Raw genomic sequence first — 13,844 nt, forward strand, 5'->3', positions numbered from 1 at the left:
AGATCGCGCCCCCCGCGACCGGGCAACCGCTGCCGCCGTTGCCAGCGCCATCCGGGGTGCGTACGGCCCGGGGGGGCGCCCGGCGGTGAGCAACGCGACGCAACGAGGCGGCGTCTGATCCCCTAGCGTGATAGACCACAGGGCAGCCCCTCACGGAGCGTCCACAACGCGCACAACTCAACCGCGCATCACGAACGGGTCGGAGTCAGCAATGCCGCAGAGCGCCGGGGAGAACTCCCCCACCCTCCGGCCGGACACCGCCCCGAACCAGGACGAGCGCCCCTGGCTGGCGGCTGCCCGCCGCCACGGCGCCGCATTCGCCGACAAGCCGTACTGGGACCCGGGCATCCCCGCGCTGGTGGTGCGCCGCTGGCCGGACCTCACGGCCTGCCTGGTCGCGCTGTTCTTCTTCTGGCTCTCCCTCACCCCGTCGCTGGTGCCGAGACCGTGGTACTTCCAGGGAGTCATCGGCGGCATCACCGCCGCGATCGGCTACGGCATCGGCGCGACGCTCAGCGGACTCTTCCGGCTCACCTTCAGCCGCCGCCCCAGCCAGGAGATGCGGGCCCGGTCGTGGCTGGCGCTCTACGTCATCACCCCGCCGCTGGTGATCCTGCTGCTGTCGCAGAGCGCCGACATGCAGCGGGAGCTGCGCCGGCTGCAGGAGCTGCCGCCGACCCTGACCTGGCACTCGCTGATGATCACGCTGATCGCGCTCGGTGTCGCCGCACTGCTGGTCGTCATCGCGCGCACGATCCGGCTGGGCACCCGGCAGCTCACCCGGCTGCTCCACCGGTTCGTGCCCTGGCCGGTGGCGGTCGCCCTGGCCCTGTCGCTCACCAGCATCGTCGTGGTGTTCGGCACGCGCGACGTGGTCTTCGAGCGCGGGGTGCTCTCCATCGCCGACCGGGTCGCCGCCGCCAAGGACCGCTCCACCGACGAGGGCGTGCTGCGGCCGTTCTCGCCGCTGCTCTCCGGCAGCCCGGACTCCCTGGTGAGCTGGGAGGACCTGGGCAACAAGGGCCGCTCCTTCACCGGCGGCGCCCTGTCCGGCGACGAGATCGCCCGTTTCAACGGGCGCCCGGCCCAGACACCCATCCGGGTCTACGTCGGCCGCGCCGCCTACGACGACTACGCGCAGGGTGCGCGCCTGGCCGTGCGGGAGCTGGAGCGGACCGGCGCCTTCGACCGGTCCGTGCTCGCCATCTCCGGCACCACCGGCACCGGCTGGATCAACCCGACCACGGTCGAGGCCCTGGAGTTCATGAACTCCGGCGACACCGCCGTGGTGACCATGCAGTACTCCTACCTGCCGAGCTGGGCGTCGTTCGTCGTCGACCGTGAGGAAGCCGGCAACGCCACCCGCGCGCTGGTCGACGCGGTACACGAACGCTGGTCGCGGGAACCGGCCGACACCCGCCCGAAGCTGGTGGTCTCCGGCGAGAGCATGGGCGTGCAGGCCGTCGAGGCGTCGTTCGACGGCATCGAGGACCTCCTCGACCGCACCGACGGCGCCCTGCTCATCGGCCCACCGGACGGCAGCCCGATCCACGGCGCCCTCACCGAGGACCGCGACCCGGGCAGCCCGGTGTGGCGACCGGTCTACCGGGACGGCGAGCACGTCCGCTTCGCCCAGTTCCCCGAGTCCGACCTGTCGATCGGCGACGCCACGTGGGCGGAGCCGCGCGTCGTCTACCTGCAGAACGCCTCCGACCCGGTGGTCTGGTGGACGCCCCACCTGATGTTCCAGCGTCCGGAGTGGCTGCGGCAGCCACTGGGGCCGGACGTGACCGGGGCGATCGACTGGTTCCCCCTGGTGACCTTCTGGCAGACCACGGTCGACATGGCCGTCTCCTACGGGGCGCCCGCGCCGCACGGCCACCGCTACGGCTCCAACCCCGTCGACGCCTGGGAGGCCGTCATCCCGCCGCCAGACTGGGCGCCGCAGGACACCCGGCGACTGAAGACGCTGCTGGAGCTGCGGCACCCGCCACGATCGGGCTGGGCCGGCAAACCCGAGTAGTCCGCCACGCCGGAGCGCCCGCCGCACCCCGGCGCGGAGCGGTGGGAGCCGCGCGCGAAACGGCCGTGGCGTGGGCCTCCGAGGAGGGCCACGCCACGGCCGGGACACTTCACTCAGCGACGGCCGTCTCCGGAGCCGCCGCCCTCGCCCGCGGACGGCGGGTCCGCGTCACCACCGGTCTCCGGCACAGCTCCCTCGGACGGCCCGCCGGTGCCACCGGCCGGGGCTGCCCCGGGCGCGTCCGACGCGGAACCCGCCCCCTCCGCGCCGCCGGATTCCGCGGCGTACGGCGGCGGCGTCGGCGCGAGCGCGGCGACCGTCGCACCGCTGGCCCGTGGATCGGCCCGCATCTCCGCCTCCATGTGGTAGGCCCGGAGATAGCCGACCGCCGTGTTGAGCACCGCCACCAGCGGCACCGCGACGATGGCTCCGGGAATCCCCGCCAGGACGGTGCCGGCGGTGACCGCCAGCACCACGCCCAGCGGATGCACCCGCACCAGCCTTCCGAGGATCAGCGGTTGCAGGATCTGTCCCTCGACCTGCTGCACCACCAGCACCAGCACGATGACCAGCAGCGCGGTGAACGGCCCGCCCGTCACGAAGGCGACGACCGTCGCCAGCGCGCCGGAGAAGAAGGCACCGACGATCGGGATGAACGCGAAAAGGAAGACGATGACGGCCAGCGGCACCGCCATCGGCACATTGAGGAAGTACAGGCCGACGCCGATACCGACCGCGTCGATCGCCGCCACCAGCACCGTCCCGCGGACGTAACCGGTCAGGGTGATCCACACCCGGGGCCCGGCACCGGCGACACCCGGCCGGGCGGAGGCCGGCAGGAACTTCAGGCACCAGTACCAGATGTTGCGGCCGTCGTAGAGCAGGAACAGCACGACGAACAGCGCCACACCGGCACCGCTGAGGAACCGCAGCAGGTAGTTCGCGCCCTCCAGCCCGGCCGACGTCAGCTCGGCGCTGTGGTCGCTCAGCCAGCGGTTGACGTTGTCGACCATCTCCGTGATGTCGTCCTCGGAGACGCCGAACTGGCCGTCGACCAGCCAGTCACGCAGTTCGTTGATGCCGTCGGTGACGCTGTCGACCAGCTCGTCGACGTTCTCCATCACCTGCCACACCACGAACCAGCCGACCAGGCCCATCACACCGAACCCGGTGAAGGAGGTCACCGCGGTCGCGGCGCCCCGGCCCAGCCCCACACGCTTGAGCATGCCGGTGAACGGCTGCAGCAGCGCGGTGACCAGCAGGCCCGCGGCGAAGGAGATGACCAGCAGGCTGATCGCGCCGACCACCTGGATCAGCACCCAGATGACCGCCGCCATGACCAGGAGCCGCCAGCAGACCTCGCCGGCCACCCGCAGTCCCCACGGCAGCGCCTCGGCCGGCGGAGGCGGCTGCGGCCGTCCGCCGCCGCTGCCCGGCCCGTCACCTTCCGCGGCCGGACGTGGCGCGGCGGGCGGCCCGGCGTCGTCGCCGTCCTTCTCCAGCGTGGCCCGCTGGGCCCGTGAGACGGTCTCGCCGGCGGCCAGCGGCGCCCGGGCGGACACGGAGACGGACTGGGCCAGCCGCGCCGACGCGGGGGCGGCCTGCTCGGGCCGGCTGTGGAACAGCTCGGGCTCGTCGTCTCCCACGACTCGCCGCTCCGCCTCGCGCTCGCGGCGGGCGACCTCCCGCTCTGCCGCCTGGCGATAGGCCGAGACCCGGGAGCGCACCCGCGTCACCTGGGCCCGGAGCCGTTGAAGTCGTGCCATGGTCTTCCTCTTCCCCCTGATGTTCCGCGCCGCGGCGCCTGCCCACGTGGGCGTAGCCCGTCGCGGCTTGACGTTACCGTGCGTTCGGGGGGTCGCGGCAGCGTGCCCGGGGGTAAAGACGGGCCCATGGCGTGAAGAGATGACGGTGCCGCTGTGCCCGGCGCGCCAGGGGCCGCGTCCGGGGCCGGGCCACGGCGCACGGGGCCGGGCCCGCGTCCACCTGCGGGTCCGGACGGCGAACGGCGGGGCCGCCGCGCCTTCGCGCTGCGACCCCGCCGTTCCGAACTCAGCCGGGGAACCGGCCCGAGGGACCGGTCATCGGGTCAGTACCAGTGGTTGGCCTGCCAGAACTCCCAGGCGCCACATGGGCTCCCGTAGCGTTCGTTCATGTAGTTCAGACCCCACTTGATCTGGGTCGCGGGGTTGGTCTGCCAGTCGGCGCCCGCCGACGCCATCTTGGTGCCGGGCAGCGCCTGCATCAGACCATAGGCACCCGAACTCGGGTTGCTGATGGTGTGGTTCCAGCCGCTCTCACGCTCGACGATGGTGGAGAAGCACTGGTACTGACCGCCGCCCACGATCTGCTTCGCCATGGCCTGGATCTCGGCCTTGGTGTAGCTGGACTGGACCGGCGGGCTGATGTCCGTCCGGGCCTCGCTGCGAGTGGCGGCGAGTTCGGCCTCGCGTTCGGCCTTCTCCTTCGCCTCCTGCTCCGCCTTCTCCTTGGCCGCCTTCTCGGCTGCCGCCTTCTCAGCGGCCTCCTTCTTGGCCGAAGCCTTCTCGGCGGCCGCCTTGCGGGCGGACTCCTCGGCGGACTTGCGCGTCGCGGACTCCGCGGCGTGGTCCTGCGTTTCGGCCTGGCGGCTCAGCGACGTGGTGTGCAGCTGGGCGTTCCCGGCAGCGGGTATTTCGACGAGCAGCGAAGCATCGGCGGCGACGACCTCGAGGTCGTTCGCACTTCCGTCATCCCCGGAGGCAACGCCGACGGCAGCACCGACGGTCGTGACCGCGGTAGCAGACGCCACTGCGAATCCCCGGACCGAAATCCGGCTCACACGGTTTCCTTCCACCATCGCCCGCCTGGGTGACCCCCCACGGGCACAATCGTGCCCCTGGCACGGGCCTCCGCTGATTGACCGGTCACGGGAGGCGCTGGCCCGGCGGGTTCCGTGCGTCTCTGCACGGGACCCGCGTGGTACTCGGGCGGCATACGGCGAGCGTCTGTTCAGTTGTAAGACTCTGTGCCGACCGCCTGATGGCGGAACAGCGGGGCCGTATGCGGGGCCTGACAGGTGGACACCCTGCCGGACCGTCGTGGCCGCTGGCAATTCAACTCGCTGTGGGAAAGGTCACACGTAGTTTGACCTTGTCGTTCGAAGGAGACGCACCCGCGTTCGGTTTCCGGGGGCTACTCTGCCCCGCCCGTTCGCCGGTTATCGACCGATTCCCTACTCCTCTACCGGTTGGCCGGATTGAGCATGTCCTGTCCGCCGGTTGCCGGCGAAACGCCAGTTGGGGGCCATGCGCGCCGGGGCGTAGTTCGGCACGTCGCGCGCCGTACCGCTCCGGGACGCATCGCCGCGCGACCGCTCACGAGTCCGGTCGCGGCACCGTCGCCGCGCTCCGGCGGCAGTTGACGGCGCACCCCGTGCGGTCAGCGAGTGGCGGACGACACGGGCCCGGCCGCGCGGTGAAGCCCCCGACTCGCCCCCGTTCGCTCCTCTTCGTTCGCTCCCGTTCGTTCACCCCCGTTCACCTCCGGGCACACCGCGGCGGACGCCGGAAGGTTTCCGGCGCCCGCCGTCTCTCTCGTGCGGTGACCCGTCACCGGCTGCGGCGCCCGCTGTCGGCGGTGGCCGGGGCCGGCTGTGCGTCAGACCGGCAGCCGCCCCTCCTCCAGCATCTCGGTGACCAGCGCCGCGATCGGCGACCGCTCCGAACGGGTCAGCGTCACATGCGCGAACAGGGGATGCCCCTTGAGCCGTTCGACGACCGCCACGACACCGTCGTACCGCCCCACCCGGAGGTTGTCCCGCTGGGCGACGTCGTGGGTCAGCACCACGCGCGAACCCTGGCCGATCCGGGAGAGCACCGTCAGCAGCACGTTCCGCTCCAGCGACTGCGCCTCGTCGACGATGACGAACGCGTCGTGCAGTGAGCGGCCCCGGATGTGCGTCAGCGGCAGGACCTCCAGCATCCCGCGCGCCACGACCTCCTCGATCACATCGCGGGTGGTCACCGCCGAGAGCGTGTCGAAGACCGCCTGCGCCCAGGGGTTCATCTTCTCGGACTCGCTGCCCGGCAGGTAGCCGAGGTCCTGACCGCCGACCGCGTAGAGCGGACGGAAGACCATGACCTTGCGGTGCTGCCTGCGTTCGAGCACCGCCTCCAGCCCCGCGCACAGCGCCAGCGCCGACTTGCCGGTACCGGCACGGCCGCCCATCGAGACGATGCCGACGTCCGGGTCGAGCAGGATGTCCAGCGCGATCCGCTGCTCGGCGCTGCGCCCGTGGATGCCGAACGCCTCACGGTCGCCGCGGACCAGCCGGATCCGGCCGTCCGGGGTGACCCGCCCGAGGGCGCTGCCGCGCTCGGAGGAGATCACCAGCCCGGTGTGGACCGGCAGCCCCTCGGCCGAGGCGTCCCGCACGGTGTCCGTGGCGAAGAGTTCGTCCACGGCCTCACCGCCGAGGCTCACCTCCGACATACCCGTCCAGCCCGAGTCCGTTATGGCCAGCTCGGCCCGGTACTCCTCCGCCCGGAGCCCCACGGAGGACGCCTTGATCCGCAGCGGGAGGTCCTTGGAGACAACCGTGACGTCGTGCCCCTCCGCCTGGAGGTTGCGCGCGACCGCGAGAATCCGGGAGTCGTTGTCGACCAGCCGGCCGTTCTGGCCCCGCATGGCGGGCGGCAGCACGGCCGGGTCGGAGTGGTTGAGCTCCACGCGCAGCGTGCCGCCGAGGTCGCCGAGCGGCAGCGGCTCGTCGAGCCGGCCGTGGCGGACCCGGAACTCGTCGAGCCGGCGCAGGACCTGCCGGGCGAAGTAGCCCAGTTCGGGATGGTGTCGTTTGGCCTCCAGCTCGGAGATGACGACGACCGGCAGGACCACCTCGTGCTCCTCGAAGCGCGTGATGGCGGACGGGTCGGCGAGCAGGACACTGGTGTCAAGCACGTACATGCGCCGGTCGTTCAGGCGCTTCTTGATCGTCACCACGTGTGGACAAACCCCCTCGGATGAGGTTGGGAAGCCGCGGCGCGCCCCGGGCCCGCAAGGGCCGGCGCGCCGGGGGTGGTACCGGAGCGGCCACGCCGCGGGCGGGCCGTGTTCCGGCCCTCAGCGATCTCCGTCGTGCTGCGCAAACGGACCTCCCGGCGGGCCGGGTCCGGGCTCCGGCCCGCCGTCAATATGCCCTCATGCTGGTCAGCTCATACCTGGAACGCGGCGGCTGACCCGTAAGGCGGAACGGGCCGCAGCCACGTGTGTGCCGCGTCGGGCGGCGGGGTAGCCCCGGTGGGACGTCACGCGGAGGAACGAACGACGGGTGCGCGGCGGCGCCGTGGCCGGCGACACGCGCTGGGCATGCCGGGAGTGCCGGGGCGCCGGGCGTGCCGGCACACGCGAACGGCCGGCTCACCCCGATGGGCGAACCGGCCGGCGCTGAGCGGTACTACTGGCCGTAGCGGCGGTGGCGGGCGGCGAAGTCTCGGATCGCCCGAAGGAAGTCGACCTTGCGGAAGGCCGGCCAGTACACGTCGCAGAAGTGGTACTCCGAATGCGCGCTCTGCCAGAGCATGAAGCCGGACAGCCGCTGCTCGCCGCTGGTACGGATGACCAGGTCGGGGTCGGGCTGCCCACGCGTGTAGAGATGCTCGGCGATCTCCTCCACGCGCAGCGTCTCCGCCACCCGCTCCAGACTGTCGCCGTCGGCGGCGCGCTTGGCGAGCAGGGATCGCACCGCGTCGGTGATCTCCTGGCGCCCGCCGTAACCCACCGCGACGTTGACGAGAATGCCGTCACGCCGTCCGGCCAGTTCCTCGGCGTCCTTGAGGACCCGCTGGGTCCTCTCGGGCAGCACCTCCGCCGCGCCGACGTGGTGGACCCGCCAGCGACCGTCCTCCGCGAGGTCGCGGACCGCGCCCTCCACGATGGTGAGCAGCGGGCCCAGCTCGTCCTCGGGACGGTCGAGGTTGTCGGTGGAGAGCAGCCACAGGGTGACCACCTCAACCTCGGTCTCGGCGCACCAGCCGAGCAGTTCCCGGATCTTGGCCGCGCCGGCCTGGTGTCCCTCGCGCGTGGTGTTGCCCGCGGCCTTCGCCCAGCGCCGGTTGCCGTCGAGGATGACACCGATGTGCTTGGGGACCCCGCGGGGGTCCAGATGGCCCTCGACGCGCCGCGCGTACAGCTTGACCGCCAGCTGGCGCAGCTTGCTCTTCATCGCGTATGTCCGTCCCTCTTGCCGCACCGCGCCAGCGTACACGGGGCGAGGCAGGTCCCCGGACAGAAAGCGGGCCGGTCCGTGGGGGGGGTTACGGACCGGCCCGAGGGGGGGTTTCCACCGTAACGCATCGATGCCGGGAGCGCGCGCACCTCGCGGGGAATTACGCGGCGAGTCCTCCGAGGACCACTCCGGTCAGCGCCCCGGCCGCCAGGAAGGGCCCCATCGAGAAGGCGGTGCCGCGTCCGGCCCCCCGCAGGGCGACCAGGTACAGCGCGAAGACCGCCGCGAAGAGGAAGCCCGAGAAGACCCCGACCACCAGCACCCCCCAGCCGTACCAGCCGAGGACGATCCCGATGGCGAGCGAGAGCTTGACGTCGCCGAGGCCCATGCCACGCGGGTTGATCAGCGCCAGAACGAAGAGGGAGCCGCAGAGCACGGCGCCGCCCAGCAGGGCGCGGGGCCAACTGCCGTCGGACGCGGGAAGCAGCGCGCAGACACCCAGCCCGACGGCCGCCACCGCGGCCATAGGCAGGGTGAGCACGTCGGGGAGACGCAGCACGGCAACGTCGACGGCGGTGACGGCGACCATCCCGGGGACCAGGAGCAGCCACACCAGGAGCTCCGGCCGCTCGCCGACGCCGTGGGCGAGCAGTGCGCAGCAGACGGCAGCCGCGAGGGCCGGCACCAACCGCCTGGGGCGGGGCGCGCCGGGTACCGGGCCTCCCCCGGCCCCGTCCCCACGCGCGGGGATGGGAGCGTCGAGCGCGTCGGTACGGGCGGGGCGCGCCGCCGAACCGGCGTCCGCGGCGCGAGTGTCGTCCGGGTCACCCGGGTCCGAGGGGCCGCGCTCATGTACGCGACCGGGATCGTCGGCCGGGGCGGCGGCACCGGTGGGCCGGGCTCGTGGGACGGCGCAGTGTTTGCAGCGGGCGGCACCGAGCCAGCCGCGCGGGCCGCTGGGCCAGGGGTGTCCCTGGGCGCAGTCGGGGCGCCGGGGTTCACCGGGCTCGACGGCGAGACGGAACACGGCCCGGGGAAGCAGTGCGCCCGCCCCGGCACCGAAGGCGGCGGCGAGGATGATCAGCGGCAGAGACACGGAGCCGAGCGTACGGTCTCCGGCCCGCCCGCGGCACCGGGCTCGGCGGTCGAGGACCGGCGGCCACGCGGTGGCGTCCGGGACGCGGTCCGGTCGCTGCCCGGCCGCGAGTCACTCGTGCCGGTGACGCCTCGCGCGGCGTCCGCCGTTGAAGAGAGGCAGCGGGCCGGTCCGCTCGAGTGGGGGGGGAGAGCGGACCGGCCCGCGCGAGGGGCGGGACGGAGCGGGGGGGGGGTTGCTCACGTCCGGCCCCGCCAGCCGTCGCCGGGGTGGGTGTGACGACGCTGGCAGTTGGTGACCTTTCAACAATACCCCAACGCCTCGCGGCCAGGAATGGTTCGCCACACCCGCCCGGCCCGCACAGGTGTGGGGGAGGACACCCCCTCCGAGCAGCGGTGATGATGTGTGATGAGTCCGTCATCGAGGGTGCCCGGCTGGTCAGCGACCTTCCACCAGCCGTCGCATCACGCGTCCACACCGTCGCGCGTAGTAACGCTGCGCTGCCCTTCCCAGTGACCCGGCAGCACGTGTGTACCAAAGCGCCGGACGACTGAACGCCGTGACGTTCAGCCGAACGGCGCCATCCGGTTCGAGGGTGACTTCGAACGACTCCTCGCCCCGCACGGGATGTCCGGGGAGTGTGCCGTAGCCCCAGGCGGTCCGTGCCTCCTGCTCTTCGACCCAGATCAGCCGGCACGGGGCGGTCAGCCGGAACGGTCCCGCTCCGACCACGACGGTGACGCGGACCCCGGGCTCGGCCCGCGCCGCGCCGGTCTCGGCACGTACCCCCATCGCGCGGTGGAGTCGCCACTCCAGCAGCGCACGGGAGGCGGTACGGAAATCGGCGGCCCCCTCCCCGACCCTGGTGCTGACGCGCATCAGCCGGTAGCCGTCGGGCGGGAGCGTGGAGGGGGATCGGGTGGCGCCCACCTCGTCGTAGGTGAAACCGCCCGCTTCCGGGTGCGGCGGCCTCGATTCGTCGCCGGCCTGACCGGCGCCATGATCTCCCATGCGGCGCACCCTACCGATCTGCCCCGCCTCGGGTACCGCACCGATCACGGGCGGTCCGCCGACCGTGGGGGCGAGCGGGAGGAACGGAGTCAACGGCCGGGCGGGCGGCAGCGGGCTCAGCCCTCGCCGCCGTCGCCCCTCCCCGGTCCGCCGGAGCGTCCGGGGTGTCCGAGGTGACCCGGCCGGACCGGACGGTCCCGCGCGGCAGCGGGGCCGCGGCGCCCGGGGACGTCACGAGCACCGAACCGGGTGGCGCCGCCGCTCGGACGACGCCCGGAGGCAGCGCCGGGCCTGGGGCGGGAGTCCCCCGTGCCGCCGGGCACCGCAGGGTGGCCGCCCTTGCCGGAGCGGCCGGAGTCGTCCCAGTTCGCCACGACCCGGTTCAGTAGTTGGTCCCTGGTCAGCTCACCCACGGCGGGCTCGCGGGGGCCCGGCGGCGGGCCGGCGCGCAGGGCGCGCTCCTGGAGCCGGGTCATCCGCCACAGCAGCACGATCGCCGCGCCCGCGCACGCCATCAGCAGACCGTCGGCGACTGCCAGGGCGCGCACGGCGTTCTCCAGCGGCTCGGAGGCGGGGACCTTCCCCGCGGCGAGCCGGCCGCCCGCCTGCGGCGCCTGCTCCCACCACAGCCAGAAGGCGAACGCGCTGACCAGGACGACCGCGCCCCACAGCAACCACCAGACGTGCAGCACGATCTTCCCGCCGGCGGTGCCGGGCGGTCGCAGTTCCCCGACCGTCCGGCGCGGCACCACGATGTTGGCGGGCGGGACCAGCCAGCCGACGTAGGCGAACCCGTCCCGCACGCTGGGCTCCCGGCCGGACAGCAGCCGGGCGTTGCCACGTGCCCGGCGGAACCACAGCAGGAAGAAGCCGGCGGTGAGTGTGCCCACCACCACCCAGGGGCCGGTGGCGTTCTCTATCAGGCCGGCTATTCGGACGTCCTCGGGCAGCAGCGCCCGCTCGGCCGCGCGCCACTGCCGCACAGTCATCCCCGCGGGGTCGATGTCGTGCGAGCGCGCCAGGTAGGCCAGCTTCTCCCGGCCGGCCTCCAGCCTTCGCCAGGACAGCAGGGCACAGGCGGCGAGCAGCAGCGAGGCGGTCGCAGCGAGGAGCCGCAGGGGCTTGAACCGGCGCACCCTCCCGCACTGGGCGCAGACCCCGGTGGCGGGCTCCGCCGAAGCGACTCGGCATGTCCAGCAGCGCATCGCGGCACCCTCCCCCGGGCTCGGCTTCACGGTCGACGACGTCCGCCGGAGTCAGCTCCGGTCACGCGGTACCGGCCACTCCGACATTCGAACACCGAGAGTAACAGCCATGCTCGCGATTGTCACCCCCCGTGTGCGCCCGCGTGACGGCGGGAGCGGCGCCCGCCGTGCGCCGCCGCCCCCGCTTCCCTGCGGCGAACTTCGCGCGACGGACGGAACCCCGGCACACGGGGCCCGCGCGGCGGACCCGGAGAGGGCGGTGGCCCCGCGCTCCGCTAGCCGCTGGTCGGCCAGGAGATCTCCACCCGCCGGTTCTTCTGTCGGCCTTCCTCGGTGCTGTTGTCGTAGAGGAAGTACTCCTCGCTGTAGCCGTTCAGGTTGAAAGTGATCCCCGAGGCATCGTCCATCAGGTCGATCAGCGCCAACTGCGTGTTCTCCGCACGGAGGTTGGAGAGCTGCACGCCGAAGTCGTAGGAGCCCTGGCTGTCGGTGAAGCCGAAGATGTTCACCCACTCGGGGTTCTCGTCGTCGATCGCCTCGGCCACGGCTTCGAGCGCTTCGAGCGCCTCGTCGCTGAGGTCGGCCTCGTTCTCCTGGAACAGCACACCCGCCTGCAGTACGAACTTGCGCTGGCCGCCGGTGCGTTCCTCACGTGTGTCGCTGCCGCCGTCGACGCCGGCGCCACCCGGCTCCTCGCGCGGCGGATCGGGGTCCGGGCTCGGGTCCGGTGAGGCGTCACCGGACCCGGCGCCGTCGCCGCTCTCTGCGCCGCCCCCGATCTCCTCGATGACGAACTTGATGTCGAGCACCCGCGGCTCGGCCAGGGTCGCGCCGTCACCGAGCTTCAGTCCGGGCGCGTTGACGTCGACCTCGGGAGTCGCGGGCTGCTCGTAACCGGGAGGCTGCTCGTACTCGTCGTCCTGGGCGAACGCGGGTGTGGCGAAGGCCAGCATGGCCACCCCCGTGCCGACACCCACCAGTGCCAGCCCTGAGGTGCGCGGTCTCTGACTCATGTCGGTCGCTCCTCAGCGAATCTCGAAGGTCGCGGGTGGCAGGTTCCCGATCTGGAGGTCGACCTGCGTCGTGGAGGGGTCGGGTGCCGGGAACTGGGCGAACCAGTCGACCGTGTCGCCGGCTCCGATCTGCAGGTCGAAGCGGGTGCAGAGGCAACGGCCGCTGGTGTCGCGGAGGATCAGGTACTTCTTGCCCTCCTCCTTCGCGGTCAGCGACGCACCGGCCATCGAGAAGCTGTTGCCCGCGAGCTCGCGCTCCTGCCCGGCCCAGCCGACGTCGTTCCACGCCTTGCCGCCGCCGTTGTGCAGGGTTCCCTCGACCGTGAGGAAGCCCCCCTCCTCCCTGGCCGCCCCGGTGACGGTGAGGGTGATGCTCGGCTCGCCGGTGATCTGCGCCAGCACCTGTTTGGTGTCACCGTCGTTGCCGTCATCGGGGGAGTCGTCGCCCTCCTCCGAAGAGCCGTCCGGCGCGGCCGCGTCGCCCTCGGAGGTGGTGTCCCCGCTCTTCCCGCCGTCGTCGCTGCCGCCGCCACCGCAGGCGACGAGCACGACGACGAGGCCGAGGCTCAGCATCGTCAACGCGATACGGGACTTGCTGTCACGCAGATCCATCGAGGGCGTTCCTTATCGCTCAATCTCTGGAATTTCAGTCTTCCAGGTGAATCCGGAAAAGGTCACGGGGTTCGGGCAGTTCGTCCTCTTCGGCCGGATCGAACCCCCAGTCGCGGTCCTCGCAGCCGAGTTCGATCCAGCGCGGCACCTCGGCATCGTCGCCGTCGTCTCCGCCGTCCTCACCGGCGTCGTCGTCGCCACCGTCGTCGCCCTCGTCGTCCTCTTCGACGTTCTCGAGGCGGCACAGGTTCTCGATCACGGCCACGGCGGTCGCGGTGGCCGTGGCGTTCTCGGTCCCCGGGATCACTGACTCGCCCACGGTGTCGAGGGTCTCCACGGTGACCCGGTAGCCGGGGCGCGAGCCCGCGGGTTCGCAGGAGACCACCGTGGCGTTGTTGCTGCCCGCCAGTTCCGCCGCGGCGGTGCAGGCCGCCGCGGTGCGGAAGTCGAGGCCGTCGAGCAGGTCGCCGAGGTCGGCGTCACCGGCGTCGGCGGCTTCCAGGAACCGGTCGTGGAGGCTGTCCCGGGCCTCCCGGGCCGCCGCCAGCGCCGCCGCGTCGGCGGCCGACTGGCCGCCGCTGCGGGTGAACGCCGCCTGGGCGAAGACGAAGAAGGTCAGCGCGATCAGCAACAGCCCGCTGACCATCCAGATGTACAGCGGGAAGACGCCGCCGCGGTC

11 protein-coding genes are annotated in these 13,844 nt (G+C 72.5%); 1 reads left to right on the plus strand and 10 read right to left on the minus strand.

The genetic code is table 11. The annotated features are described in order from the left end of the window. Positions 1–211 precede the first annotated feature (211 nt). Positions 212–2,023 carry an alpha/beta hydrolase gene (locus E0D90_RS02070; RefSeq protein WP_130796377.1) on the plus strand — a complete coding sequence of 604 codons (1,812 nt, stop codon included), beginning with the start codon at positions 212–214 and terminating at the stop codon, positions 2,021–2,023. Positions 2,024–2,136: 113 nt separating this feature from the next. On the opposite strand, the gene E0D90_RS02075 is transcribed toward E0D90_RS02070, so the two are convergent. The 10 genes from E0D90_RS02075 to E0D90_RS02120 form a co-directional block, all read right to left on the minus strand. Beyond that, entirely contained in the window at positions 2,137–3,789 is a 1,653-nt protein-coding gene (locus tag E0D90_RS02075; protein ID WP_130796378.1) for an AI-2E family transporter, read from the minus strand. Between the two features lie 323 nt (positions 3,790–4,112). Continuing rightward, positions 4,113–4,844, minus strand: coding sequence for an aggregation-promoting factor C-terminal-like domain-containing protein (locus E0D90_RS02080; protein ID WP_103504817.1), 732 nt, complete (start codon positions 4,842–4,844; stop codon positions 4,113–4,115). Between the two features lie 818 nt (positions 4,845–5,662). After that, positions 5,663–6,967, minus strand: a complete 1,305-nt coding sequence (gene phoH2, locus E0D90_RS02085; RefSeq protein WP_103504819.1) for an RNA 5'-3' helicase PhoH2 — start codon at positions 6,965–6,967, stop codon at positions 5,663–5,665. Between the two features lie 490 nt (positions 6,968–7,457). Further along, positions 7,458–8,225, minus strand: coding sequence for an isoprenyl transferase (locus E0D90_RS02090; protein ID WP_103504816.1), 768 nt, complete (start codon positions 8,223–8,225; stop codon positions 7,458–7,460). 163 nt (positions 8,226–8,388) lie between these two features. After that, positions 8,389–9,324 carry a prepilin peptidase gene (locus E0D90_RS02095; protein ID WP_130796379.1) on the minus strand — a complete coding sequence of 312 codons (936 nt, stop codon included), beginning with the start codon at positions 9,322–9,324 and terminating at the stop codon, positions 8,389–8,391. Between the two features lie 438 nt (positions 9,325–9,762). Next, positions 9,763–10,335, minus strand: coding sequence for a DUF1990 domain-containing protein (locus E0D90_RS02100; RefSeq protein ID WP_103504814.1), 573 nt, complete (start codon positions 10,333–10,335; stop codon positions 9,763–9,765). Positions 10,336–10,451: 116 nt separating this feature from the next. After that, positions 10,452–11,471 (minus strand): DUF4328 domain-containing protein, encoded by a 1,020-nt coding sequence (locus E0D90_RS02105; RefSeq protein WP_170214908.1) that lies wholly within the window; start codon positions 11,469–11,471, stop codon positions 10,452–10,454. A gap of 344 nt (positions 11,472–11,815) precedes the next feature. Then, positions 11,816–12,553 (minus strand): OmpA family protein, encoded by a 738-nt coding sequence (locus E0D90_RS02110; RefSeq protein WP_130796381.1) that lies wholly within the window; start codon positions 12,551–12,553, stop codon positions 11,816–11,818. 12 nt (positions 12,554–12,565) lie between these two features. Next, positions 12,566–13,165: a hypothetical protein gene (locus E0D90_RS02115; protein WP_130796382.1), complete on the minus strand. Its 600-nt coding sequence runs from the start codon at positions 13,163–13,165 to the stop codon at positions 12,566–12,568. 34 nt (positions 13,166–13,199) lie between these two features. Next, positions 13,200–13,811, minus strand: a complete 612-nt coding sequence (locus E0D90_RS02120) for a hypothetical protein (protein WP_130796383.1) — start codon at positions 13,809–13,811, stop codon at positions 13,200–13,202. Between the last annotated feature and the right edge of the window lie 33 nt (positions 13,812–13,844).

This window comes from Streptomyces otsuchiensis (genome assembly GCF_004305975.1).
In the GTDB taxonomy this organism is placed as follows: domain Bacteria; phylum Actinomycetota; class Actinomycetes; order Streptomycetales; family Streptomycetaceae; genus Streptomyces; species Streptomyces otsuchiensis.